The organism is Streptomyces sp. NPDC058401, assembly GCF_042722885.1.
In the GTDB taxonomy this organism is placed as follows: domain Bacteria; phylum Actinomycetota; class Actinomycetes; order Streptomycetales; family Streptomycetaceae; genus Streptomyces.
In genome coordinates this window covers 35,564-59,287 of record NZ_JBHXKA010000017.1, presented here as the reverse complement: position 1 = coordinate 59,287, position 23,724 = coordinate 35,564, and the positions used below count along the sequence as shown (strand labels likewise).

Below are 23,724 nucleotides of genomic sequence, written 5' to 3'. Positions count from 1 at the left end.
TGGACAACCGCGTCATCCGGCATACCACCGGGTCCCGTACACTTCTTGTGGCGATCCGGGTCACCGGGTCGACTTCGCACGCCCCAGCACCGGCCCCTCAGGGCCAGGTGACAGCGTCTCTCGGTCCCCTTTACGGGGGCAGGGCGCGACAGGGGCGTCAGGAACCAAACCGAGAAAACAAGGAGATGGCCATGGCCGTCGTAACGATGCGGGAGCTGCTGGAAAGCGGCGTCCACTTCGGTCACCAGACCCGCCGTTGGAACCCGAAGATGAAGCGCTTCATCTTCACGGAGCGCAACGGCATCTACATCATCGACCTGCTGCAGTCGCTGTCGTACATCGACCGCGCCTACGAGTTCGTGAAGGAGACCGTCGCCCACGGCGGTTCCATCATGTTCGTCGGTACCAAGAAGCAGGCCCAGGAGGCCATCGCCGAGCAGGCGACGCGCGTTGGTATGCCCTACGTCAACCAGCGGTGGCTGGGTGGCATGCTCACCAACTTCTCCACCGTCTACAAGCGCCTTCAGCGTCTGAAGGAGCTTGAGGCGATCGACTTCGAGGACGTCGCCGCCTCGGGTCTCACCAAGAAGGAGCTCCTGGTCCTCTCTCGCGAGAAGATCAAGCTGGAGAAGACCCTCGGTGGTATCCGCGAGATGTCGAAGGTCCCCAGCGCCGTCTGGATCGTCGACACCAAGAAGGAGCACATCGCCGTCGGTGAGGCGCGCAAGCTCCACATCCCGGTCGTCGCGATCCTCGACACCAACTGCGACCCCGACGAGGTCGACTACAAGATCCCGGGCAACGACGACGCGATCCGCTCCGTCACCCTGCTCACCCGCGTGATCGCCGACGCCGTCGCCGAGGGCCTCATCGCCCGTTCCGGTGCCGCCACTGGCGACTCGAAGCCGGGCGAGAAGGCCGCCGCCGAGCCGCTCGCCGAGTGGGAGCGCGACCTGCTCGAGGGTGACAAGAAGGCCGACTCCGACGAGTCGGTAGAGGCTGCGGACGCTCCGGCCGCCGAGGCCGTTGTCGACGCCCCCGCCGTCGAGGCTGAGGCTGCTCCGGCCGCCGACGCCGAGGCCGAGGTCGTCGCCGAGCCCGTCGTCGAGGCTCCGGCCGCCGACGCCGAGCAGGCCTGACCCACTGAGAGCGCCCGGCGTTCATGCGCCGGGCACTCACAGCACGGACGATGACGGCGGGGGAGCCGCGCCACGAGCGCGTCTCCTCCGCCGTTCACCCGTAGATCTACGACTTCGAGAGAGAATCCCAGACTCATGGCGAACTACACCGCCGCTGACGTCAAGAAGCTCCGCGAGCTCACCGGCGTCGGCATGATGGACTGCAAGAACGCGCTGGTCGAGTCCGACGGTGACGTCGACAAGGCCATCGAGGCCCTCCGCATCAAGGGTCAGAAGGGCGTCGCCAAGCGCGAAGGCCGTTCTGCCGAGAACGGTGCCGTCGCCTCGATCATCGCCGACGACAACACCTCCGGTGTCATCGTCGAGCTGAAGTGCGAGACGGACTTCGTCGCCAAGGGCGAGAAGTTCCAGGCCGTCACCGAGCAGCTGGCCAAGCACATCGCCGCCACGTCCCCGGCCGACGTCGAGGCGCTGCTGGCGTCCGAGATCGAGCCCGGCAAGACCGTGCAGGCGTTCGTGGACGAGGCCAACGCCAACCTCGGCGAGAAGATCGTCCTGGACCGCTTCGCGCAGTTCACCGGCGGCTACGTCTCGGCGTACATGCACCGCACCATGCCCGACCTGCCGTTCCAGATCGGCGTCCTCGTCGAGCTGGACAAGGAGAACGCCGACGTCGCCCGCGGCGTCGCGCAGCACATCGCCGCGTTCGCGCCGAAGTGGCTCTCCAAGGACGACGTGCCGGCCGACGTGGTCGAGTCCGAGCGTCGTGTGGCCGAAGAGGTCACCCGCGCCGAGGGCAAGCCCGAAGCCGCGCTGCCGAAGATCGTCGAGGGTCGTGTCAACGGCTTCTTCCGCGACAACACGCTGCTCGGCCAGGACTACGCCCTGGACAGCAAGAAGTCCGTCCAGAAGGTTCTGGACGAGGCCGGTGTCACCCTGGTGCGCTTCTCGCGCATCAAGGTCGGCATCTGAGTCCGTCCGTACGCGACGGACACCGGACCCCGGTAGGGTCTGAAGCAGTCGCCCGCGTTCGCGCAGGGCGACCGCAGATCTGACGAGGAGGCCATTGCCGTAGAGGGAACCGCGAGGACCCACCGGCAATGGCCTTCTTCGTATGTGCACGAGGAGATCTCCATGAATCAGGGCGTGGACACCCACACCGCTTCCGACGACAAGAGCGACCAGGACAAGAAGGGCCGCCGCTTCATGCTGAAGCTGTCGGGCGAGGCCTTCTCCGGTGGCGGAGGACTCGGCGTCGACCCCGACGTGGTCCACGCCATCGCCCGCGAGGTCGCCGCGGTGGTTCGCGGCGGCGCGGAGATCGCGATCGTGATCGGCGGTGGCAACTTCTTCCGCGGCGCCGAACTGCAGCAGCGCGGCATGGACCGGGCCCGGTCCGACTACATGGGCATGCTCGGCACGGTCATGAACTGCCTTGCCCTCCAGGACTTCCTGGAGAAGGAAGGCATCGACTCCCGCGTCCAGACCGCCATCACCATGGGCCAGGTCGCCGAGCCGTACATCCCGCTGCGCGCCGTGCGACACCTGGAGAAGGGCCGCGTCGTCATCTTCGGCGCCGGCATGGGCATGCCCTACTTCTCCACCGACACCACGGCCGCCCAGCGCGCCCTGGAAATCGACGCGGAAGCCCTCCTCATGGGCAAGAACGGCGTCGACGGGGTCTACGACTCCGACCCGAAGAAGAACCCGGACGCGGTGAAGTTCGACGCGCTGGAGTACAGCGAGGTGCTGTCGCGCGACCTCAAGGTCGCCGATGCCACCGCCATCACGCTGTGCCGCGACAACAAGCTGCCGATCCTGGTCTTCGAGCTGCTCGCCGAGGGCAATATCGCGCGAGCCGTCAAGGGTGAGAAGATCGGCACGCTCGTGAGCGACCAGGGCACCCGGGCCTGAGCAGGCCCCGTCCGCCTGAACCATCCATTTCTGACATGCAGGAGCACGTGGTGACCGAAGAGATCCTCCTCGAGGCCGAGGAGAAGATGGAAAAGGCCGTCGTCGTCGCCAAGGAAGACTTCGCCGCGATTCGCACCGGTCGTGCGCACCCGGCGATGTTCAACAAGATCGTGGCGGAGTACTACGGCGCCATCACGCCCATCAACCAGCTCGCCTCCTTCTCGGTCCCCGAGCCGCGCATGGCGATCGTGACCCCGTTCGACAAGAGCGCCCTGCGCAACATCGAGACGGCCATCCGCGACTCCGACCTGGGCGTCAACCCCAGCAACGACGGCAGCATCATCCGGGTGACCTTCCCCGAGCTGACGCAGGACCGCCGCAAGGAGTACATCAAGGTCGCGCGCACCAAGGCCGAGGACTCCAAGGTCTCGATCCGTGCCATCCGCCGCAAGGCGAAGGACGCCCTCGACAAGCTCGTCAAGGACAAGGAAGCCGGCGAGGACGAGGTGCGCCGCGCCGAGAAGGAGCTCGACGACACCACCGCGAAGTACGTCGCGCAGGTGGACGAGCTGCTGAAGCACAAGGAAGCCGAGCTCCTCGAAGTCTGATGAACGACACTTCCTGGCAGCCGGAGCCGGTTCCGGCGGGTCCCGCCTACGATGCGCTGGTGGGCCCGCACACTCGGCCCATGCCCATCGTGCCCGATGCCGCCGGCCGTGACTTCGACGACCGGGAAGCACGCGATCGGGGGGCCGCCGCTGACGGCGGCCCCCTCTTCCGCGCCGATACGCCGCCGCAGGAGCCCATGCCCAGCCCCCCGCCGCCGACCCCGCCTTCGCCGGCACCGCAGGACGCCTCCCCACCGCCTCAGAAGAAGCGGGCCGGGCGGGACCTGCGTGCCGCCATAGGGGTCGGAGTGGGCCTCGGCGCGGTGATCTTCGCCTCGCTGTTCATCGTCAAGGCGGTCTTCGTCGGCGTCGTCGTCGTGGCGGTCGTCGTCGGCCTGTGGGAGCTCACCTCCCGGCTCCAGGAGAAGAAGGGCATCAAGGCCCCGCTGGTCCCGCTCGCGATCGGCGGTGCGGCGATGGTCATCGCCGGGTACGTCCGCGGGGCCGAGGGCGCCTGGGTGGCGATGGCGCTCACCGCCCTCGCGGTCCTGGTCTGGCGGATGACCGAGCCGCCCGAGGACTACCTCAAGGACGTCACCGCCGGTGTCTTCGCGGCGTTCTACGTGCCCTTCCTGGCCACGTTCGTCGCGATGCTGCTCACCGCCGACGACGGGCCGCAGCGGGTCGTCACCTTCCTGGTCCTGACCGTGGTCAGCGACACCGGGGCCTACGCGGTGGGCTGGCGCTTCGGCAAGACCAAGCTCGCGCCGCGCATCAGCCCCGGAAAGACCCGCGAGGGGCTCTTCGGAGCGGTGGCCTTCGCGATGGGGGCCGGCGCCCTGTGCATGGAGTTCCTGATCGACGGGGGCGTCTGGTGGCAGGGCCTGGTGCTCGGCCTCGCCGTCGCCGTCAGCGCCACACTGGGCGACCTCGGGGAATCCATGATCAAGCGGGATCTCGGGATCAAGGACATGGGCACCCTGCTGCCGGGCCACGGCGGGATCATGGACCGGCTGGACTCCCTGCTTCCGACGGCCCCCGTGGTGTGGCTGCTGCTGGCCCTGTTCGTCGGCACCGGCTGACCTGCGAAAAGGCGCCCGTGCAGGCGGGGCGGTTACTCTTGGAGGGCGCGCTGCTTCTGCGGCGCGCCTTTCGTCTTACAAGGAGTACCTGCCATGGCCCGCCCTGTACCGGGAGAGCTCACTTTCGTCGCCCCTCGTGGAGCGAAGAAGCCGCCCCGGCACCTCGCCGACCTCACCCCCGAGGAGCGCCGGGAGGCGGTCGCCGCGATCGGTGAGAAGCCCTTCCGGGCCAAGCAGCTCTCCCAGCACTACTTCGCCCGGTACACGCACGACCCGGCCGAGTGGACCGACATCCCCGCCGCCTCGCGCGAGAAGCTCCAGCAGGAGCTGCTGCCGGACCTGATGAACGTCCTGCGCCACATCTCCTGCGATGACGACACCACCCGCAAGACCCTGTGGAAGCTGCACGACGGCACGCTCGTCGAGTCCGTGCTGATGCGCTACCCGGACCGGGTCACCATGTGCATCTCCTCGCAGGCCGGCTGCGGCATGAACTGCCCGTTCTGCGCCACCGGCCAGGCCGGCCTCGACCGCAACCTGTCGACCGCCGAGATCGTCCACCAGATCGTCGACGGCATGCGCGCCCTGCGCGACGGCGAGGTCCCCGGCGGGCCCGCCCGGCTGTCGAACATCGTCTTCATGGGCATGGGCGAGCCGCTCGCCAACTACAACCGTGTCGTCGGCGCCATCCGCCGCCTCACCGACCCGGAGCCCGACGGCCTGGGCCTGTCCCAGCGCGGGATCACCGTCTCCACCGTGGGCCTGGTCCCGGCGATGCACCGCTTCGCCGACGAGGGCTTCAAGTGCCGCCTCGCCGTCTCCCTGCACGCCCCGGACGACGAGCTGCGCGACACCCTGGTCCCGGTGAACACCCGCTGGAACGTCCGCGAGGTGCTCGGTGCGGCATGGGAGTACGCGGAGAAGTCCGGCCGCCGGATCTCCATCGAGTACGCCCTGATCCGCGACATCAACGACCAGGCCTGGCGCGGTGACCTGCTCGGCAAGCTGCTCAAGGGCAAGCGCGTGCACGTCAACCTGATCCCGCTGAACCCGACGCCCGGCTCGAAGTGGACCGCCTCGCGGCCCGAGGACGAGAAGGCGTTCGTGGACGCCATCGCCCGCCACGGCGTGCCCGTGACCGTCCGCGACACCCGCGGGCAGGAGATCGACGGGGCGTGCGGCCAGCTCGCCGCCTCGGAGCGCTGATTTTCGCCAGTTGAGGTTTGCTTTCGGCCACGGGGTACCCTGTGGCCGAACAACCAATTTCATATTCCGACAGGGGAGCGCCACAGCGCTGAGAGTGCGGTATCCGTCACCGCAGACCCTCTGAACCTCGCCCCGGTCATTCGGGGTAGGAAGTTCGGTCACCACTCAAGCTGTTGCGCCCTGCCCGGCGTCCGCTCCACAGAGCGCCGGGCAGGGCCGCGTCTTCTCCTGGACATCCCAGGAGGAATGCACCAATGAGCACCACCAAGAAGCTGGCGGGCGTCGCGCTCGCGGCCGCGCTCGGCGTCACCACGCTCAGCGCCTGCGGCGGCGACGCCAAGGACAAGGCCGCGGACGACAAGACGATCACCCTCGTCTCGCACGACTCCTTCAACGTGACCGACACGGTCCTCAAGGAGTTCGAGCAGCAGAGCGGCTACACCGTCAAGGTCCTGAAGTCGGGCGACGCCGGCGCGGCCCTGAACCAGGAGATCCTCACCAAGGGCTCCCCGCGCGGCGACGTGTTCTTCGGCGTCGACAACACCCTCCTCTCCCGCGCCCTCGACAACGGCATCTTCACGCCGTACGAGGCCAAGGGGCTGGCCGACGTGAAGCCCGAGTTCGTGCTCGACAAGGAGCACCGGGTCACCCCGGTCGACTCCGGAGACATCTGCGTCAACTACGACAAGGCCTACTTCGCCGACAAGAAGCTCGCCCCGCCGCAGACGCTGGACGACCTGATCAAGCCGGAGTACAAGAACCTCCTGGTCACCGAGAACGCCGCGACCTCCTCGCCCGGCCTCGGCTTCCTCCTCGCCTCCGTCGGCAAGTACGGGGACGCGGGCTGGGAGGGCTACTGGAGCAAGCTCAAGGCCAACGGCGTCGAGGTGGTCGACGGCTGGGAGCAGGCCTACAACGAGCGGTTCTCCGGCTCGGCCGGCGGCAAGAAGGCCAAGGGCGACCGCCCGCTGGTCGTCTCCTACGCCTCCAGCCCGCCGGTCGAGGTCCTGTACGGCGAGCCGCAGCCGGCCGAGGCCCCCACGGGCGTCGCGACGGGCACCTGCTTCCGGCAGACCGAGTTCGCCGGTCTGCTCAAGGGCGCGAAGAACGAGAAGGGCGGCAAGGCGCTCCTGGACTTCCTGATCTCCAAGAAGTTCCAGGAGGACATGCCGCTCCAGATGTTCGTGAACCCGGTGACCAAGGACGCGGTCCTGCCCGAGCTGTTCACCAAGCACGGCGTGGTCATCGAGAAGCCCGAGACGGTCGCCCCGGAGGCCATCGCCAAGAACCGTGACCAGTGGGTCAAGGCCTGGTCCGCCCTCGTCGTGAAGTAGGACGAGTGAGCGGCGTTCCGAAGGAGAGCGGGCGGGCCACGGCCGTCAGGCTCGGTCTGATGGCCGTGCCGCTCGTCTTCTTCGGGCTGTTCTTCGCGTACCCCGTCGCCGCGATCGTCGGGCGCGGGCTCAAGACGGACGCCGGCTGGCAGTTCGGCCGGATCGGCGAGGTGCTGGCCCGGCCCGACATCGGCGACGTGCTCTGGTTCACCACCTGGCAGGCGCTCGCGTCCACGGCGCTCACGCTCCTGATCGCACTCCCCGGCGCGTACGTCTTCGCGCGCTTCGAGTTCCCCGGCAAACAGCTGCTGCGGGCGCTCGTCACGGTGCCGTTCGTGCTGCCGACCGTCGTGGTCGGCACCGCGTTCCTGGCGCTCGTGGGGCGGAACGGTCTGCTGGACGAGGTGTGGGGGATCCGCCTCGACACGACCGTCTGGGCGATCCTGCTCGCGCACGTCTTCTTCAACTACGCCGTGGTCATCCGCACGGTCGGCGGGCTGTGGGCGCAGCTGGACCCGCGCCAGGAGGAGGCCGCCCGGGTGCTCGGCGCCGGGCGGTTCGCCGCCTGGCGCCGGGTGACGCTGCCCGCGCTGGTCCCGGCCGTCGCGGCCGCCTCGCTCATGGTGTTCCTGTTCACGTTCTCCTCCTTCGGCGTCGTGCAGATCCTGGGCGGGCCCGCGTACTCCACCCTGGAGGTGGAGGTCTACCGGCAGACCGCGCAGCTCCTGGACCTGCCGACGGCCGCCGTGCTGACGATGGTGCAGTTCGCGGCCATCGGCGGGATCCTCGGCGTGCACGCCTGGACCGTGCGCAAACGGGAGACCGCGCTGCGGCTCGTGGACCCGGGGCGGACCACGCACCGGCCGCGCGGCTGGGCGCAGCGCACCCTGCTCGGCGGGGTGCTGCTGACGGTGGCGCTGCTGATCGTGGCGCCGCTCGCGGTGCTGGTCGAGCGCTCGCTCGACGCCCCCGGCGGGTACGGCTTCGGCTTCTACCGGGCGCTCCAGGAGGTGGGTGCGGGCGGCGGAACCTTCCTCGTGCCGCCGCTGGAGGCGATCTGGAACTCCCTGCAGTACGCGCTCGCCGCCACCGCCATCGCGCTGGTCGTCGGCGGGCTCGCGGCGGCCGCCCTGACCCGGCGCGCCGGCCGCTTCGTCCGGGGCTTCGACGCGCTGCTGATGCTCCCGCTGGGGGTGTCGGCCGTGACCGTCGGCTTCGGCTTCCTCATCACCCTGGACAAGCCGCCGCTGGACCTGCGGACCTCGTGGATCCTGGTGCCGCTGGCGCAGGCGCTGGTGGGCGTTCCCTTCGTCGTACGGACCATGCTGCCGGTCCTGCGCGCGGTGGACGGACGGCTCCGCGAGGCCGCCGCCGTGCTCGGCGCCTCACCGCTGCGGGCCTGGCGGGAGGTGGACCTGCCGATGGTGCGGCGGGCCCTGCTGATCGCGGCGGGCTTCGCCTTCGCCGTGTCCCTCGGGGAGTTCGGGGCGACCGTCTTCATCGCGCGGCCCGACCATCCGACGCTGCCCGTCGCCGTGGCGCGGCTGCTGGGGCGGGCCGGGGAGATGAACTACGGCCAGGCGATGGCCCTGAGCACGATCCTCATGCTGACGTGCGCGGTGTCCCTGCTCCTGCTGGAGCGGCTGCGACCCGACAAGACCTCCGGAGAGTTCTGATGACCCTGCTTCAGCTGGAAGGGGTGTCGGTCCGCTTCGGTGAGCGCGCGGTCGTGGACTCCGTGGACCTGGCGGTCGCCGAGCACGAGATCGTGTGCGTGCTCGGGCCCAGCGGCAGTGGCAAGTCCACCCTGCTCCGGGTGGTGGCCGGGCTCCAGCCCGTCGCCGCCGGGCGGGTGCTGCTGGGCGGCGCCGACCAGGCCGCAGTGCCCGTACACCGGCGGGGGGTGGGCCTGATGTTCCAGGACCACCAGCTGTTCCCGCACCGGGACGTGGGCGGGAACGTCGCCTTCGGGCTGCGGATGCGGGGTGCTTCGAAGGAGTCCTCCGAGGCCCGGGTCACCGAGCTGCTGGAGCTCGTCGGGCTGCCCGGGGCGCAGGGCCGGGCTGTGGCCTCGCTGTCCGGGGGTGAGCAGCAGCGGGTCGCGCTGGCGCGGGCGCTGGCGCCGTCGCCGCGGCTGCTGATGCTGGACGAGCCGCTCGGGCAGCTGGACCGCGGGCTGCGGGAGCGGCTCGTGGTCGAGTTGCAGGGGCTGTTCTCGCGGCTGGGCACGACCGTGCTGGCCGTCACGCACGACCAGGGCGAGGCGTTCGCGCTGGCCGACCGGGTGGTTGTCATGCGGGACGGGCGGATCGCGCAGGCGGGGACCCCGCTGGAGGTGTGGGAACGGCCGGCGTCGGAGTTCGTGGCGCGGTTCCTGGGCTTCGAGAACGTGGTGCCGGCGGTGGTGTCGGGGGGTGTCGCCGCCACTCCGTGGGGGAAGGTCGCCGTTCCGGCGGGGGCCGCGGAGGGGGATCGCCGGGTGCTGATCCGGCCGGCCGGGGTGGTGCTTTCGCCCGGGGGGCTGGGGTGCGAGGTGGTGTCGCGGACCTTCCGGGGGACGCATGTCGCGCTGCTGCTGCGGCCCGAGGTGGGGCCGGGGCTGGAGGCGGAGTGTGAGCTGGCCGGGGCGCCGGCGGTCGGGGACCGGGTCGCGGTGACCTTCGCCCCGGGCGAGGTGGTCGTGCTGCCGGGGGAGTAGGCCGCCGCTGTGTGGGGCCCGGTGGGCCCGGTGGGCGGGTGCGGCTGGGTCGGCCCTGCGGGGCGAGGTCCCCTACCCGCCCTTCCACCGTTCCCCGGGCGCTGCCCGGACCCGTCCTGGGGCTCCGCCCCAGACCCCGGTCCTCAAACGCCGGACGGCTGGGCTGTCGTCAGCCGATCGGAGCCGGTTGCGGCAAGGGGACATCCTCGTCCGCGCCCTCGTGGTTGCCGTACCAGGCGACCGCCACCGCGCCGGTTACCGCCAGGGCGAAGCCGAGGACGGCCAGCCAGGCCATGCCGGGCCGGGAGGCGTCGCCGAGCCAGAGCACGCCGATGGCTCCGGGGAGCACGGTTTCGCCGACGACCAGGGCGGCGGTGGCGCCGTTCACCGAGCCGATCTGGAGCGCCACGGTGTGCAGGTACATGCCGCCGACCCCCGCCAGGACGATGGCGTACAGGGCCGGGTCGGAGAGGAGGGAGGGGAACGAGAACGGCTCGATGCCGTTGAGGATGCGGACCCCGACGCCCAGCGCGCCGAATGCCAGCCCCGACAGCAGGCCGGCCAGGATCGCGGCCCGGGCGCCGAGGAAACGTACGGCCACGGTGCCGCCCGCGATGATCAGCACGGTCACCGCCAGGAGCCACCAGTGCGTGGCGGCCGGCGCGTAGTGGCCGCCCTCGTGGCCCGCCGCCGTCGCCAGCAGGACCAGGGCCGCGCAGACGACCCCGATGGAGGTCCACTCCTTGCGGGTCAGCCGGATGCCGAGCATCTTCACGCTGAGCACGGCGGTGATCACCAGGTTGGCGCTGATGACCGTCTGGGACAGGAAGAGCGGCAGGAGGCGGGCGGCCAGGGCGCCCAGGCCGAAGCCCACGAAGTCCAGGATGGTGCCGACGATGAACTCCCAGGTCATCGCGGCCTTCGCCGTGGAGCTGAGGTTCGGGCCGCCGTGCTGGGTGACCCCCGCGGCGGCCGGTGACATCCGGGCCGCCCGCCGTGAGCCCACGGCTTGCAGGACGGATCCCGTGCCGTAGCAGATGGACGCCGCGATGGCGGTGAGCAGTCCTATGAGCACCCGGGGGCTCCGTTCACGTCTGGCAGGTTTTACGTAGTGCGTACCTCTTCCAGACGTGGAAAAGGCGGGGGAAGTTGCCTGCCCGGGGCAGGCCGTTTCGGGTCAGCCCATCGCGGCGAGGGCCGCCGGGACCTCGGACACCGAGTCGACCAGGGCGATCCGGGACTCCATCGCCCGGCCGCGGGCCAGCGCCTGGAGCAGCGGCCAGGCCGGCAGCCGTTCGGTCCAGTGGGCGCGGTCGACGAGGATCATCGGGGTCGGCTCGCCCCGGGACTCGTAGTGGTTGGGCGTCGCGTTGTCGAATATCTCCTGGACCGTGCCCGCGGCGCCGGGAAGGAAGACCACGCCCGCGTTGGAGCGGGCGAGCAGCCCGTCCTCGCGGGTGGCGTTCGCGAAGTACTTCGCGATGTGCCCGGCGAAGGGGTTCGGCGGCTCGTGTCCGTAGAACCAGGTCGGGATGCCCACCGAGTCGCCGCCCGTGACGGCCGGCCAGCGTTCCCGTACGGCGAAGGCCGCGCGCGCCCAGTCGGAGACCGACGGGACGAAGGAGGGGGCCTTGGCCAGCATCCGCAGGGCCTCGGGCAGGGCCTCGTCGGGGGAAGGGGCGAGGTACGCGCCGAGGTTGGCCGCCTCCATGGCGCCCGGGCCGCCGCCGGTGGCCACGGTCAGCCCGGAGCGGGTCAGCGTCCGGCCGAGTTCGGCCGCGCCCCGGTAGGCGTCGCCGCCGCGGGCCATGGCGTGGCCGCCCATCACACCGACGACCCGGGCACCGGCGAGGTGCTCGTCGAGGGCGTCGGAGATGGCGTCGTCGTGGATGGAGCGCAGCATCGAGGAGTAGATGTCGCCGTCCGCCTTGGTCTCCTGGAACCAGGCGTACGCCTCGGCGTCCGGGGTGGACTCGTAGCCGGCGGAGAGCCCGGTGAAGAGCTCCTCGGGCGTGTAGAGCAGGCCCCGGTACGGGTTGAACGGCAGGTCGGGGACGGGCGGGAAGACCAGGGCGCCGTCCGCGCGCACCTTGACCGAGGCGTCCGGTTCCATCGCGCAGCCGAGGAACACGGCGGAGGAGGTGTCGGCGGACAGCAGCGCGAAGGTCCGCTCCAGCAGGTTGACCGACTGGATCCGGTACCCGCTGAGCGAACCGCGGGCCACGACCCGGTCGAACTCCGCGAGCGTCTCGATCTCGGTATCGGTCTCGATGTGTGGGTTGACCATTCGGCCCACCCTAAGGGCTGCCCGCCTCAGCGGGTCAATGCCAGCGACGTCAGCTGTGACACACCCCAGCTGAGCGGCAGGCACACCGCCACCAGCGCGGTTGCCCGTACGGTCGCGGCCGTACGGAGGACCTTGCCCGGGGCGCCGAGCCCGGTCAGGGTCTCGCGGGTGGCGGCCCGGGCCTGGTGGACCTCGGCCGCGGAGACGAGCAGGGTGGCCGCCGCGCACAGGGCCACCAGGGCGGCGGCGGGCACGGTCAGCGGGCCGAGCGGGACCTGGAGCCCGCCGTGGTCGCGCAGGGCCACGGCGCTGAGGGCGCCCGCCCCGACGGCGCACAGGACACCGAGGGGTGCGCCCAGCCGGGGGGCCTCCTCCTGGAGGGCCCGCCCGGCGAGCAGCCTGAGCGCGCCCGGGCGGACGGACTGGACCAGCGTCCCGCAGGCGTAGGCCAGGCCCGGACCGGCGAGGGCGAGTCCGAGGGCGGTCAGTGCCCAGCCCGCGGGCATGCCGGCTCCGCCGGGGCGGGCGTAGGCCAGGGCGGCGAGTCCGCAGGCGGTGAGGGCGATGCCCCAGGGCAGGGCGGTCTGCGGAGCGGGCCGGGGGTGCGGGCGCAGGGCGAGGGCGGTGGCGATCGAGGCGGCCAGCGGGAGCAGGGCCAGCAGGGTGAGGGCGGCCGCCACGGGCAGGGGGTCGTCGGCGTGGAGCAGCAGGGCCCCGGCGCCGTCGAAGGGCAGTCCGGTCACCTCCCCGCGCAGGTGGAGGAAGACGGCCAGGGCCACGGCGCTGCCGAGGGTGCAGGCCACGGCGGTGGAGATGGTCGCGATCAGGGTGAGCCGTACGGGGCCCAGCCCGGCGGCGTCCAGCCCTTCGAGGGGCCGGGTCGCGGGGTCGGTACGGGCCACGGCGACGGCGAACTGGACGGTGACGGCGAGGGGGACCAGGGCCCACAGCAGCTGAGGGAACGATCCGGCGGGCCGGGCCGTGGCCTGCGCGAGCACGTACAGCAGCAGGAAGCCGCTGCCGGCCGAGGCGGCGGCGACGAGCAGCCGGCGCAGCTGTACCAGCGGCCGGGAGCCGCGGGCTAGGCGGAGAGCGAGCACGCGGCCTGGTCCTCCGGGGGCTGGGGGATGGAGGTCGGGGAGAGTCCGGCCGCGGCTGCCGCGGCTGCCGCGGCGGCCATGCGGCCGTCGAGCAGGGCGAACCGCCGGTCGGCGACGGCCGCGGTCTCCTCGTCGTGGGTAGCGAGCACCACCGTGATGCCGTGGGAGCGGGCGGCCGTGGTGAGCGTGCGCAGCAGCAGGGCGCGCTCGGCGCGGTGCAGCGGGGCGGTGGGCTCGTCGGCGAAGACCACGGCGGGCAGGTGCGCGAGGGCGCGGGCGAGGGCGACGCGCTGGGACTCGGCCCGGTTGAGGGAGCCGGGGTGCTTGCGGGCGAAGGCACCGATGTCGAGGCGGTCCAGCCATTCGCAGGCGGCCCGTTTGGCGGTGCGGTGGCCGACTCCGGCGATCAGCAGCGGCAGGGCCGCGTTCTCCCAGACCCGCAGCTCGGGCAGCAGCCCCGGCTCGGGGCCGATCCAGCCGAAGCGGTCGCGGCGCAGCCGCTCGCGGGCGAGTGTCCCCAGGGTGTGCACGGGGACGCTGTTGAACCAGACCTCGCCCTGCTCGGGCCGCAGCTGTCCCGACAGGCAGCGCAGCAGCGTGGTCTTGCCGCTGCCGCGGGGGCCGGTCACGGCGAGGATCTCTCCGGCGCGCAGGCCGACCGAGACCCCGATGAGGCCGGGCGAACCGCTGTGGGAGTAGTGAAGGGACCGTGCCCAGAGCAGATCGTCCTGGGGCAGGGCTTTGTCCGGCGGAGCGATGTCCGGCGGAGCGTTGTCCCGTGGAGCCACCATGGCGTACACCTCCGTCCGGGGGAACGAAGCGGAGCCCGCTTGGTCACTGGCGCCGCAATGAGATGTAAAGAGATGAACGTCTTGAATGGTGACAGCACACGGCCCGGACCCCCTCGTTCTCACTCGAACGGAGGATCCGGGCCGTGTGGTCCGGCAGTTTGCCGCCTGCGGGACGGTGGGAGGACGCGGGCTGGTTAGAGCTTGGTCCAGGCCTCGGTGAGCACGCGGCGCAGGATGCCCTCGATCTCGTCGAAGGTGCCCTGGTCGGCGATCAGCGGCGGGGCCAGCTGGATGACCGGGTCGCCACGGTCGTCGGCGCGGCAGTACAGGCCGTTCTCGAAGAGCGCCTTGGAGAGGAAGCCGTAGAGCACGCGCTCGGTCTCCTCGTCCGTGAAGGACTCCTTGGTGACCTTGTCCTTGACGAGCTCGATGCCGTAGAAGTAGCCGTTGCCGCGGACGTCGCCGACGATCGGCAGGTCGTGCAGCTTCTCCAGCGTCGAGCGGAAGGCGTCCTCGTTGTCCAGCACGTGCTGGTTGAGGCCTTCCTTGTCGAAGATGTCGAGGTTGGCGAGCGCCACCGCGGAGGACACGGGGTGTCCGCCGAAGGTGTAGCCGTGCAGGAAGGTGTTGTCACCCTTGTAGAACGGCTCGGCGAGGCGGTCCGAGATGATGCAGGCACCGATCGGGGAGTAGCCCGAGGTCATGCCCTTCGCGCAGGTGATCATGTCCGGGATGTAGTCGAACTTGTCACAGGCGAACATCGTGCCGAGGCGGCCGAAGGCGCAGATCGTCTCGTCGGAGACGAGCAGCACGTCGTACTCGTCGCAGATCTCGCGGACCCGCTGGAAGTACCCGGGCGGCGGCGGGAAGCAGCCGCCGGCGTTCTGCACCGGCTCCAGGAAGACGGCGGCGACGGTGTCGGCACCCTCGAACAGGATCTCCTGCTCGATCTGGTCGGCGCACCAGCGGCCGTAGGCCTCGGGGTCGTCGCCGTAGATCGGGGCGCGGTAGATGTTGGTGTTGACCACCTTGTGCGCGCCGGGGACCAGCGGCTCGAAGGGGGCCTTGAGGGCCGGGAGACCGGTGATGGACAGGGCGCCCTGCGGGGTGCCGTGATAGGCGACCGCGCGGGAGATGACCTTGTACTTGGTGTGCTTGCCCTGCAGCTTGAAGTACTGCTTGGCAAGCTTCCAGGCGGTCTCGACGGCCTCGCCGCCACCGGTGGTGAAGAAGACCTTGTTCAGGTCGCCCGGGGCGTAGTGCGCGAGGCGCTCGGCGAGCTCGACGGCCTTGGGGTGCGCGTACGACCAGATGGGGAAGAACGCGAGTTCCTGGGCCTGCTTGTAGGCGACCTCGGCCAGTTCCTTGCGGCCGTGACCGGCGTTGACCACGAACAGGCCGGCGAGGCCGTCCAGGTAGCGCTTGCCCTTGTCGTCGAAGATGTAGGTGCCCTCGCCCCGCACGATGGTGGGTACGGGCGAGTTCTCGTACGACGACATGCGGGTGAAGTGCATCCACAGGTGGTCGTAGGCGGTCTTGGAGAGGTCCTGGCTCACGGCTATCGCGTTCCCCACATGTAGGTCTGCTTCTTCAGCTTCAGGTAAACGAAGCTTTCGGTTGATCGCACGCCGGGGAGCGCGCGGATCTTCTTGTTGATCGTTTCCAGCAGGTGGTCGTCGTCCTCGCAGACGATCTCCACCATCAGGTCGAACGAGCCCGCGGTCATCACCACGTACTCGCACTCGGCCATCGCGGTCAGCGCGTCGGCCACCGGGTCGAGGTCTCCCTCGACGTTGATGCCGACCATCGCCTGGCGCCGGAGCCCCACGGTGAGCGGGTCGGTGACGGCGACGATCTGCATGACGCCCTGGTCGAGCAGCTTCTGTACCCGCTGGCGCACCGCTGCTTCGGACAGGCCGACGGCCTTGCCGATCGCCGCGTAAGGGCGGCGACCGTCCTCTTGCAGTTGCTCGATGATCGCCAGGGACACAGCATCGACCGAAGGGGACGGTTGTCTTGTCCTGGAATCTGCGCTTCGACTGACCACGACCTCACTGTGCACGAGGAGTCGTCTGTTCCGCAAGGCGAGAACGATGTAATTCGTTGTTTCGGGAGTCAGATCTCACTGATTCCGTAGTTCGTGACGTGTGGGCCTGTCGAAAACGGCGTCCGAGGGGCTAGGCTGAGTAGCTGTCTCAACCATTGGACATGTGATCACAGGAGTGTGGCTGTAGTGACCACCGAACTGCGTCGTCTGCGCAACTACATCGGCGGGGAGTTCAAGGACGCCGCCGACGGGCGGACCACCGAGGTGGTCAACCCCGCCACGGGCGAGGCGTACGCGACCGCCCCCCTCTCCGGCCAGGCGGACGTCGACGCCGCCATGGCCGCGGCCGCCGCCGCCTTCCCCGCATGGCGCGACGCGACCCCCTCCGCGCGCCAGAAGGCCCTGCTGAAGATCGCCGACGCCTTCGAGGCCCGCGCGGACGAGCTGGTCGCCACCGAATCGGAGAACACCGGCAAGCCGCTCGGCCTCACGGCCAGCGAGGAGCTGCCGCCGATGGTGGACCAGATCCGCTTCTTCGCCGGCGCCGCGCGCCTGCTGGAGGGCCGCTCGGCCGGCGAGTACATGGAGGGGATGACCTCGATCGTCCGCCGTGAGCCGGTCGGCGTCTGTGCCCAGGTCGCGCCCTGGAACTACCCGATGATGATGGCCGTCTGGAAGTTCGCCCCGGCCCTGGCCGCGGGCAACACCGTGGTCCTCAAGCCCTCGGACACCACCCCGGCCTCCACCATCCTGATGGCGGAGATCATCGGCTCGATCCTGCCCAAGGGCGTCTTCAACGTCGTCTGCGGCGACCGCGACACCGGCCGGGCCATGGTCGAGCACCGCACCCCGGCGATGGCCTCCATCACCGGCTCGGTGCGCGCGGGCATGCAGGTCGCCGAGAGCGCCTCCAAGGACGTCAAGCGCGTCCACCTGGAGCTCGGCGGCAAGGCTCCCGTCGTGGTCTTCGAGGACGCCGACATCGCCAAGGCCGCCGAGGACATCGCGGTCGCGGGCTTCTTCAACGCCGGCCAGGACTGTACGGCCGCCTGTCGCGTACTGGTCCACGAGTCGATCCACGACGAGTTCGTCGCGGCGCTGGCCAAGAACGCGGCCGACACCAAGACCGGCCTGCCGGACGACGAGGACGTGCTCTACGGCCCGCTGAACAACCCGAACCAGCTGAAGCAGGTCGCGGGCTTCATCGAGCGGCTCCCCGCCCACGCCAAGGTCGAGGCGGGCGGCCACCAGGTCGGCGAGAAGGGCTACTTCTACGCCCCGACCGTGGTCTCCGGCCTCAAGCAGGACGACGAGATCATCCAGAACGAGGTCTTCGGCCCCGTCATCACGGTCCAGTCCTTCACGGACGAGGACCAGGCCCTGGCGTACGCGAACGACGTCGAGTTCGCCCTCGCCTCGTCCGTGTGGACCAAGGACCACGGCCGCGCGATGCGGATGTCCAAGAACCTCGACTTCGGCTGCGTGTGGATCAACACCCACATCCCGCTCGTCGCCGAGATGCCCCACGGCGGATACAAGAAGTCCGGCTACGGCAAGGACCTCTCCGCCTACGGCTTCGAGGACTACACGCGCATCAAGCACGTCATGACCTCGCTCGACGGCTGACCGAAGGCCGGGCGGGCGGTCCGACGGCCGCCGCATCGACCAGGGCACTGCCTTGAAGGGGCGGGTAGTAGACAACATGTCTATTGCCCGCCCTTTGGTGTTCCACCAGGCTCCTCCCATGCCTGAACTCGCCTTTTCCCGCCGCGCGGCGCTGCGCGGCCTCGGTGCCGCGGGCCTGCTGGCCGGCCTCACCGGCTGTGGTGTCCCGGCCGCGTACGTCCCTGAGAACCGGCGGGAGGGCAAGGACCGCTCCGCCGGGGACCGGAGCGTCTCCTTCTCCAACTGGCCCCTCTACATCGACACCGACGAAGAGGACGAGAGCAGGCGCCCGACGCTGGACGCCTTCACGGAGAAGACCGGCATCGAGGTCCGGTACACCGAAGAGATCAACGACAACGACGAGTTCTTCGGCAAGATCAGCCCGGCGCTGATGAACCACCAGCAGACCGGCCACGACGTGGTCGTGGTCAGCGACTGGATGGCCGCCCGCTTCGTCCACCTGGGCTGGGCCCAGAAGATGGACCGCTCGGCGCAGGCGAACGTGTCGAAGCACCTGGACCCGCAGCTGCGCTCGCCCGCCTTCGACGAGGGCCGCCTGCACACCGTGCCCTGGCAGTCGGGGATCACCGGCATCGCCTACAACCGCAAGGCGCTCGGCCGGGAGATCAAGTCCGTCAAGGACCTGTGGCACCCGGACCTGGCGGGCAAGGTCACGCTCTTCTCCGGTCTCGACGAGTCCTTCTCCCTGCTGATGCAGGGCAACGGGGCCGACGTGACCAACTGGACCGAAACCGACTTCCACCGGATGTGCGACCAGGTGGAGAGCATGGTGAAGAAGAAGCACATCCGCCGCTTCACCGGCAACGACTACACCTCCGATCTGAGCAAGGGCGACGTGCTGGCCTGCCAGGCCTACTCCGGGGACGCGATCCAGCTCCAGGCGGACAACCCCGACATCGAGTTCGTGGTCCCCGAGGAAGGGGGCGAACTGTGGGCGGAGAGCCTGCTCATCCCCAACCTGGCTCCGCGCAAGGCCAACGCCGAGGCGCTGATCGACTTCTACTACGACCCGGAGGTGGCCGCGCTGCTCGCCGCCTCCGTCAACTACGTCTGCCCGGTCCCGGCCGCCCGCGAGGTCCTGGCCGCCTCGGACGACCAGGAGACCGCCGAACTGGCCGAGAACCCGCTGATCTTCCCCGACGAGGACATGCGCAAGCGGCTCGTCGTGGCCCGCGACATCTCCTCCGCAGAGCGCTCCTCCTTCGCCAAGCGCTGGAACGGCATCGTCGGTCTCTGACCACAAGCCCGCACGATGGAACTGAACATGTTCAGTAAAACGGCTGAACATGTTCAGAAATCTGCGTAGGCTGCCTTCCATGAGCGAGAGAAGCGCCCTTCAGCGGCGGATCCGTGCCTGGCTTGCCCTGTTCCTCGTCTGCCTCGTGCTGAGCGGACTGACCGCCTTCCCCCTGGTGAGCGAACTCCACTGGGCCAACGCCCTGGTGGACAACGACTGGCTGCGCCGCGTCGGCGACGGGCTGGAACGGGCTGACTCCGCATACCCCTTCCTCCTCTACGGCACGGACTGGCTGGCCTTCGCCCACCTGGTGATCGCCGTCTTCTTCTACGGGGTCCACCGCGACCCGGTCCGTAACATCTGGATCATCGAGGCCGGCATGATCGCCTGCGCCGGCATCGTCCCGCTGGCCCTGATCTGCGAGCCCATCCGGGGCATCCCCTTCTACTGGTCGCTGATCGACATGTCCTTCGGCGTCTTCGGGGTGATCCCGCTGCTGATCCTGCGGCGCATGATCAAGCGGCTGGAGGCCATGCCGGCGGACCCGGGCCAGGCCCTGCCCCCGGCTGCAACCCCGGCCCCGGCCCCGACCGCGGACCTCGCCGCGGCCCGGGGCTGAGTCCGCCCTACTCGGCGAAGGCGGCCATGACGATGCCGAGGGCCACCGGGTTCATGTCCTGACCCTTGGCGTCGGTCGAGTTGACCGAGTACACGAGGGTGCGGGACAGGTCGCGGGTCCCGCCTATCGCCGTGTTGTAGCCGTGCCGGCCGCCCGTCTTGCCCCAGGCGACCGTGCCGTCGGGCAGCGTGATCCGCGACAGCCCGGCGGTCACCGTCGCGGCCTCGCCCGTGACGAAGTCCTTCACCCCGGGGACCGTGAACATCTCCTCCAACTGCGCCGCCGGTACGACCCGTCCGCCGAACAGGGCCACGGTGAACCGCTCCAGATCGGCCGTGGTGGAGATGATGTCGCCGGCCGCCCACCGGTCCGAGGAGTTCCACTCCGTCACGTCCCGCAGCTCCGTCGAACCGTCCTCCCGTGCCACCGCCTGGTACCCGTGGTTGTGGCGGCCCGGTATGCGGGTCTGGAAGCGACCCGGGAACGAGGTGTCCCGCAGCCCCAGCGGCTTCAGCACCCGAGCCCCGACCGCCTTCTCGTACGTCGTGCCCGTCACCTTCTCGATCAGCACGCCCAGCACCGTGTAGTTGATGTTCAGGTAGTGCTGCGCCGTGCCCGGAGCGAACTCGCGGCCCTTGGCCACCGCGTTGGCGATCTGGTCGTGCGGATCGGTCACGTCGAAGCGGTGCTCCCACTGCGCCTCGAAGGAGTCGCCCGGACCGTCGGCCGCCGGTATTCCGCTGGTGTGGTTGAGCAACTGCCGGACGGTGACCGTGCCGTACGCCTCGGGGACGGTCCCGGGCAGGTACCGGCGGACCGGCCCGTCGAGATCCAGCCTGCCCTCGGCGGCGAGCTGGAGGACCACTGCCGCGGTGAAGGCCTTGGTGACCGACCCGGCCCGGAACCGGCCCTCCTCGATCACCGCGCGCCCGGTGCGGATGTCCGCGACACCGGACGCGCCCCGCCAGCTCCCGCTCGTGCCGCCCACCCGTACCAGCGCGGCCGTGGCGTCCTCGTGGTCCGCACCGAGCCCCGCGATCGCCTGCTCCAGCACCGTGGCGTTCGGCGGCGTCGAGACCAGTGGCGCCGGCCGCTGCCCGGCGGCCGAAGCTGCGACCGGCGCCTGCGCCGGAACGGCCTGGGCGGCGACGGCCGGTCCGGCCGCGACGCCCAGGACCAGAGTGGTGGCGATCAGCGTGCGGGTCATCGCGTTCATGGTGGGATCCCCCTGTCGGCTCTCCGGGCGGCTTCCGCCCCGATGCCCTCAATGCTGCTGGTCACAGGGGTAGTTGCGGATCACCATCGAGAGGGGTCTTTGCCGGTACGACAACTCACCACCGAGAGCGAGGAGATCCCCCTCGTCTCACTCCCCAGAGGGAGATACCCCAGAGCCAGGCACCCCGGCGCCGGCCGCGATCAGACCCGTCTCGTACGCACAGATCACCGCCTGGATCCGGTCCCGCAGCCCCAGCTTCGACAGCACGTTGCCCACATGCGATTTGACCGTGTGCCCGCTCACCGTCAGCTCCAGCGCGAGCTCCGCGTTCGACAGCCCCCGCCCCAGGTGCAGCAGCGTCTCCCGCTCCCGGGCCGTCAGCACTTCCAGGCGCTGCGCGGACAGCGCCCGCGCGGCCGCGTCCCCGGCCGCCGGCCGGGCCGTCGCCGCCGTGTACTCCGCGATCAGCCGCCGGGCCACCGAAGGCGCCAGCAGGGACTCGCCCGCCGCCACCACCCGTACGGCGTGCACCAGATCGTCCCGCCGCACGTCCTTGAGCAGGAAGCCACTGGCCCCCGCGTGCAGCGCCTCGTACACGTACTCGTCCGAGTCGAAGGTCGTCAGCATCACCGTCCGGCAGGAACTCGTCCCCGCGATCTCCCGGCACGCCTCGATCCCGTCCAGCACCGGCATCCGGACGTCCAGCAGCGCCACGTCGGGCGCGAGGGACCGGACCGCCGCGACCGCCGCCGCACCGTCCCCGGCCTCCGCCACCACCTCGATGTCCTCCTGCGCGTCCAGGATCATCGCGAAGCCGCTGCGCACCAGTTCCTGGTCGTCGGCCACCACCACACGGATCGTCACTTCCCCACCTCCGCGCCCGACGTTACAAGCACCACCCGCACCTCGAATCCGGTGCCGTCCGGGCCGGGCCCCGTGCGGGCCGTGCCCCCGTGGGCGGCGGCCCGCTCCCGGATTCCGATCAGACCGTGCCCGCCCTCCCGCGCCGCCGGTACGGAGCCCCCGCGCCCGAGCACACCCGGACCGCGCCCGTCGTCCGTGACCGTCACCGTGAGCTCCCGCTCCCCGTACTCCAGGCGTACCGCCACCGCCGAAGCCCCGGCGTGCTTGACCACATTGGTCAGGGCCTCCTGCACCACCCGGTGCACCGTCGCCTCCAGCGCCGCCGGCAGGGCGCGCACCGCGCCCGTGCGCTCCAGGCTGACCTCCGGCCCGCCGGCCCGGACCCGCTCCAGCAGTCCCGCCAGCTCCCCGATTCCGGGCTGCGGGGAGCGCGGGGCCGCCTCGTCCGTGCGCAGCACCCCCAGCATCGTGCGGAGCTGGGCCATCGCGTCCCGGCCCGTCTCCGCGATGGCCTCGAACGCGGCCTCGGCCCGCTCGGGGGCCCTGCGGACGGCCACCGGACCGGCCTCCGCCTGCACGATCATGATGCTGACCGCGTGGGAGAGGATGTCGTGCATCTCCCGCGCGATCCGGGCCCGTTCGCGGGCGGCCGCCTGCTCCGCCTCGATCCGGTTGGCCCGCTCCAGCTGGGCCGCGCGGTCCAGGAGGGCGGCCGTGTACGCCTGCCGGGTGTGCTGGAGCCGCCCCAGCGCGTACGCGGCGCCGGAGACGAAGAGGGTGAAGAGCAGTTCGCGCGCGGTCCCGGTGTTCCAGTAGACCGATACGGCGACCGTCAGGACCGTGAGGCCGCCCACCGTCAGCCGCACCCGGGCCGTGCACAGCAGGGCGACCGTGTAGAAGGCGAGCAGCCCCGCGTACGGAAGCGGCTGCCCCGGGCCGTCGCCCGCCAGGTTGTAGACGCCGCCGGCCGCCAGGATCGCGACCAGCGCCGTCACCGGGGCCCGGCGCCGCCACAGCAGCGGGAGCACGCCGAGCGTGGTCATCGCGTACGAGGGCCAGTCCGCGGGCGGCGCGTCGGCCGGCCGGGGCACCACGAAGGGCATCGTGACGGCCAGTTGCACCAGCAGCGCCAGCCCCAGGTCCTGCCGGTACGGACCGGCCCGCCGGATCCGCGCTCCGAGCTCCCCCCAGCCCCGTATCACCGGCCGAGCCGGGCCCGTACGGCTTCCAGCACGTCCACCCGGTTCGTCGTGACCGAGTCCACCCCGGCCCTGACCAGCGCGCGCATCGAGCGCCTGGTGTCCGGGGTCCACACCGACACCAGCAGGCCGTCCCGGTGCAGGGCGTCCACCAGCTCCGGTCCGACCAGCCCGAAGCGGTAGTTGAGCCAGGTGGGGGCCACCGCGTCGATCAGCACCCGGCGCGGGGGAGCCAGCGTGGTCCACGTCAGCGCGATCTCGGCGCCCGGATCGGCGGCGCGCACGGCCAGCATGGTGGCCGGACCCGCGCAGTAGTACGTACGGTCGCGGGCCCCGCACTCGCGGACCTGGCCGACGACGGTCCGTACGGTCTCGGTGCTCGCACCCGGCAGGTCGACCATGACCCGGCCCGCACCGGCGGCGGCCAGGGCCTCGCGCAGGGTCGGGATCCCGCCGTCCGTCAGCTCCTTCAGCTGCGGGGCCGTGACGTCTTCGAGCCGTACGTCATGGCCCCACAGCCGCCGGAGGTCCTCGTCGTGGAGCAGTACGGGCACCCCGTCGCGGGTCGTCCGCACGTCGATCTCCACCGCGTCCGCGCCCCGCTCGAAGGCGGACCGGATCGAGGGCAGGGTGTTCTCGCGGACGCGGTAGGGATCCCCGCGGTGGCCTACGGCAGTCAGGGTGCGCATGCACCCAT

Annotated in this window: 22 protein-coding genes and 1 riboswitch; of the genes, 12 read left to right on the top strand and 10 right to left on the bottom strand. The window is 70.7% G+C overall.

What is annotated here, in order from left to right; translation table 11 throughout:
* Positions 1 to 191: 191 nt before the first annotated feature.
* The 9 genes from rpsB (at position 192) to ACFWNV_RS09155 (ending at position 9,981) form a co-directional block, all read left to right on the top strand.
* Complete coding sequence (rpsB, locus tag ACFWNV_RS09195) at positions 192 to 1,139, top strand: 30S ribosomal protein S2 (protein ID WP_383942862.1); 948 nt, start codon at positions 192 to 194, stop codon at positions 1,137 to 1,139.
* A gap of 135 nt (positions 1,140 to 1,274) precedes the next feature.
* A complete protein-coding gene (gene tsf, locus ACFWNV_RS09190) occupies positions 1,275 to 2,111 on the top strand; it encodes a translation elongation factor Ts (protein WP_383942859.1) in 837 nt (278 codons plus the stop codon).
* A gap of 162 nt (positions 2,112 to 2,273) precedes the next feature.
* On the top strand, positions 2,274 to 3,053 hold the full coding sequence (gene pyrH / locus ACFWNV_RS09185; protein WP_383942856.1) for a UMP kinase: 780 nt from the start codon (positions 2,274 to 2,276) through the stop codon (positions 3,051 to 3,053).
* Between the two features lie 50 nt (positions 3,054 to 3,103).
* The gene (gene frr / locus ACFWNV_RS09180) at positions 3,104 to 3,661 is read left to right on the top strand and encodes a ribosome recycling factor (RefSeq protein ID WP_112453867.1); all 558 of its coding nucleotides are present in this window, start codon (positions 3,104 to 3,106) and stop codon (positions 3,659 to 3,661) included.
* Positions 3,661 to 4,743 carry a phosphatidate cytidylyltransferase gene (locus ACFWNV_RS09175; protein WP_383942852.1) on the top strand — a complete coding sequence of 361 codons (1,083 nt, stop codon included), beginning with the start codon at positions 3,661 to 3,663 and terminating at the stop codon, positions 4,741 to 4,743. Before frr ends, ACFWNV_RS09175 begins: the two co-directional genes overlap by 1 nt.
* A 93-nt stretch (positions 4,744 to 4,836) precedes the next feature.
* Positions 4,837 to 5,949: a 23S rRNA (adenine(2503)-C(2))-methyltransferase RlmN gene (rlmN, locus tag ACFWNV_RS09170; RefSeq protein ID WP_383942849.1), complete on the top strand. Its 1,113-nt coding sequence runs from the start codon at positions 4,837 to 4,839 to the stop codon at positions 5,947 to 5,949.
* A gap of 61 nt (positions 5,950 to 6,010) precedes the next feature.
* A riboswitch (TPP riboswitch) is annotated at positions 6,011 to 6,119 on the top strand.
* Between the two features lie 84 nt (positions 6,120 to 6,203).
* Positions 6,204 to 7,283, top strand: a complete 1,080-nt coding sequence (locus ACFWNV_RS09165; protein WP_383942846.1) for a thiamine ABC transporter substrate binding subunit — start codon at positions 6,204 to 6,206, stop codon at positions 7,281 to 7,283.
* 59 nt (positions 7,284 to 7,342) lie between these two features.
* Entirely contained in the window at positions 7,343 to 8,959 is a 1,617-nt protein-coding gene (locus ACFWNV_RS09160; protein ID WP_383942950.1) for an ABC transporter permease, read from the top strand.
* A complete protein-coding gene (locus ACFWNV_RS09155; protein ID WP_383942843.1) occupies positions 8,959 to 9,981 on the top strand; it encodes an ABC transporter ATP-binding protein in 1,023 nt (340 codons plus the stop codon). The genes ACFWNV_RS09160 and ACFWNV_RS09155 overlap by 1 nt, the downstream gene beginning before the upstream one ends.
* Positions 9,982 to 10,150: 169 nt before the next feature.
* On the opposite strand, the gene ACFWNV_RS09150 is transcribed toward ACFWNV_RS09155, so the two are convergent.
* From ACFWNV_RS09150 to ACFWNV_RS09125, 6 genes are all read right to left on the bottom strand, one after another.
* Complete coding sequence (locus tag ACFWNV_RS09150; protein ID WP_383942840.1) at positions 10,151 to 11,056, bottom strand: hypothetical protein; 906 nt, start codon at positions 11,054 to 11,056, stop codon at positions 10,151 to 10,153.
* 102 nt (positions 11,057 to 11,158) lie between these two features.
* Positions 11,159 to 12,268, bottom strand: a complete 1,110-nt coding sequence (locus tag ACFWNV_RS09145; protein ID WP_383942837.1) for an LOG family protein — start codon at positions 12,266 to 12,268, stop codon at positions 11,159 to 11,161.
* Between the two features lie 26 nt (positions 12,269 to 12,294).
* Positions 12,295 to 13,368 (bottom strand): hypothetical protein, encoded by a 1,074-nt coding sequence (locus tag ACFWNV_RS09140; protein ID WP_383942834.1) that lies wholly within the window; start codon positions 13,366 to 13,368, stop codon positions 12,295 to 12,297.
* Positions 13,350 to 14,159, bottom strand: a complete 810-nt coding sequence (locus tag ACFWNV_RS09135; RefSeq protein WP_383942832.1) for an ABC transporter ATP-binding protein — start codon at positions 14,157 to 14,159, stop codon at positions 13,350 to 13,352. Before ACFWNV_RS09135 ends, ACFWNV_RS09140 begins: the two co-directional genes overlap by 19 nt.
* A gap of 194 nt (positions 14,160 to 14,353) precedes the next feature.
* Positions 14,354 to 15,733 carry an aspartate aminotransferase family protein gene (locus ACFWNV_RS09130; protein WP_274549774.1) on the bottom strand — a complete coding sequence of 460 codons (1,380 nt, stop codon included), beginning with the start codon at positions 15,731 to 15,733 and terminating at the stop codon, positions 14,354 to 14,356.
* Positions 15,718 to 16,221 carry an Lrp/AsnC family transcriptional regulator gene (locus tag ACFWNV_RS09125; protein ID WP_383942829.1) on the bottom strand — a complete coding sequence of 168 codons (504 nt, stop codon included), beginning with the start codon at positions 16,219 to 16,221 and terminating at the stop codon, positions 15,718 to 15,720. Before ACFWNV_RS09125 ends, ACFWNV_RS09130 begins: the two co-directional genes overlap by 16 nt.
* Positions 16,222 to 16,392: 171 nt before the next feature.
* Here ACFWNV_RS09125 and ACFWNV_RS09120 point away from each other — a divergent pair, with 171 nt between their 5' ends.
* The 3 genes from ACFWNV_RS09120 (at position 16,393) to ACFWNV_RS09110 (ending at position 19,748) form a co-directional block, all read left to right on the top strand.
* Entirely contained in the window at positions 16,393 to 17,832 is a 1,440-nt protein-coding gene (locus ACFWNV_RS09120; RefSeq protein ID WP_383942826.1) for a gamma-aminobutyraldehyde dehydrogenase, read from the top strand.
* A gap of 118 nt (positions 17,833 to 17,950) precedes the next feature.
* On the top strand, positions 17,951 to 19,129 hold the full coding sequence (locus tag ACFWNV_RS09115) for a spermidine/putrescine ABC transporter substrate-binding protein (protein WP_383942823.1): 1,179 nt from the start codon (positions 17,951 to 17,953) through the stop codon (positions 19,127 to 19,129).
* A 79-nt stretch (positions 19,130 to 19,208) separates the two neighbouring features.
* The gene (locus tag ACFWNV_RS09110; RefSeq protein WP_383942821.1) at positions 19,209 to 19,748 is read left to right on the top strand and encodes a hypothetical protein; all 540 of its coding nucleotides are present in this window, start codon (positions 19,209 to 19,211) and stop codon (positions 19,746 to 19,748) included.
* 7 nt (positions 19,749 to 19,755) lie between these two features.
* Here the strand turns inward: ACFWNV_RS09110 and ACFWNV_RS09105 are convergent, their stop codons facing one another.
* The 4 genes from ACFWNV_RS09105 to ACFWNV_RS09090 all read right to left on the bottom strand — a co-directional run bounded on the left by ACFWNV_RS09105 (position 19,756) and on the right by ACFWNV_RS09090 (position 23,716).
* Complete coding sequence (locus ACFWNV_RS09105) at positions 19,756 to 20,964, bottom strand: serine hydrolase domain-containing protein (protein ID WP_383942818.1); 1,209 nt, start codon at positions 20,962 to 20,964, stop codon at positions 19,756 to 19,758.
* A 147-nt stretch (positions 20,965 to 21,111) separates the two neighbouring features.
* On the bottom strand, positions 21,112 to 21,828 hold the full coding sequence (locus ACFWNV_RS09100) for a response regulator (RefSeq protein WP_383942815.1): 717 nt from the start codon (positions 21,826 to 21,828) through the stop codon (positions 21,112 to 21,114).
* Positions 21,825 to 23,030 (bottom strand): sensor histidine kinase, encoded by a 1,206-nt coding sequence (locus ACFWNV_RS09095; RefSeq protein WP_383942812.1) that lies wholly within the window; start codon positions 23,028 to 23,030, stop codon positions 21,825 to 21,827. Before ACFWNV_RS09095 ends, ACFWNV_RS09100 begins: the two co-directional genes overlap by 4 nt.
* Positions 23,027 to 23,716, bottom strand: coding sequence for a glycerophosphodiester phosphodiesterase (locus ACFWNV_RS09090; protein WP_383942809.1), 690 nt, complete (start codon positions 23,714 to 23,716; stop codon positions 23,027 to 23,029). Before ACFWNV_RS09090 ends, ACFWNV_RS09095 begins: the two co-directional genes overlap by 4 nt.
* Between the last annotated feature and the right edge of the window lie 8 nt (positions 23,717 to 23,724).

Bases quoted from the DNA above. Each gene is read 5' to 3' on its own strand.
- rpsB (WP_383942862.1), top strand. From the start codon at position 192: ATGGCCGTCGTAACGATGCGGGAGCTGCTGGAAAGCGGCGTCCACTTC.
- tsf (WP_383942859.1), top strand. From the start codon at position 1,275: ATGGCGAACTACACCGCCGCTGACGTCAAGAAGCTCCGCGAGCTCACC.
- pyrH (WP_383942856.1), top strand. From the start codon at position 2,274: ATGAATCAGGGCGTGGACACCCACACCGCTTCCGACGACAAGAGCGAC.
- ACFWNV_RS09175 (WP_383942852.1), top strand. From the start codon at position 3,661: ATGAACGACACTTCCTGGCAGCCGGAGCCGGTTCCGGCGGGTCCCGCC.
- rlmN (WP_383942849.1), top strand. From the start codon at position 4,837: ATGGCCCGCCCTGTACCGGGAGAGCTCACTTTCGTCGCCCCTCGTGGA.
- ACFWNV_RS09165 (WP_383942846.1), top strand. From the start codon at position 6,204: ATGAGCACCACCAAGAAGCTGGCGGGCGTCGCGCTCGCGGCCGCGCTC.
- ACFWNV_RS09160 (WP_383942950.1), top strand. From the start codon at position 7,343: ATGGCCGTGCCGCTCGTCTTCTTCGGGCTGTTCTTCGCGTACCCCGTC.
- ACFWNV_RS09155 (WP_383942843.1), top strand. From the start codon at position 8,959: ATGACCCTGCTTCAGCTGGAAGGGGTGTCGGTCCGCTTCGGTGAGCGC.
- ACFWNV_RS09145 (WP_383942837.1), bottom strand. From the start codon at position 12,268: ATGGTCAACCCACACATCGAGACCGATACCGAGATCGAGACGCTCGCG.
- ACFWNV_RS09135 (WP_383942832.1), bottom strand. From the start codon at position 14,159: ATGGTGGCTCCACGGGACAACGCTCCGCCGGACATCGCTCCGCCGGAC.
- ACFWNV_RS09115 (WP_383942823.1), top strand. From the start codon at position 17,951: ATGCCTGAACTCGCCTTTTCCCGCCGCGCGGCGCTGCGCGGCCTCGGT.
- ACFWNV_RS09110 (WP_383942821.1), top strand. From the start codon at position 19,209: ATGAGCGAGAGAAGCGCCCTTCAGCGGCGGATCCGTGCCTGGCTTGCC.
- ACFWNV_RS09105 (WP_383942818.1), bottom strand. From the start codon at position 20,964: ATGAACGCGATGACCCGCACGCTGATCGCCACCACTCTGGTCCTGGGC.
- ACFWNV_RS09090 (WP_383942809.1), bottom strand. From the start codon at position 23,716: ATGCGCACCCTGACTGCCGTAGGCCACCGCGGGGATCCCTACCGCGTC.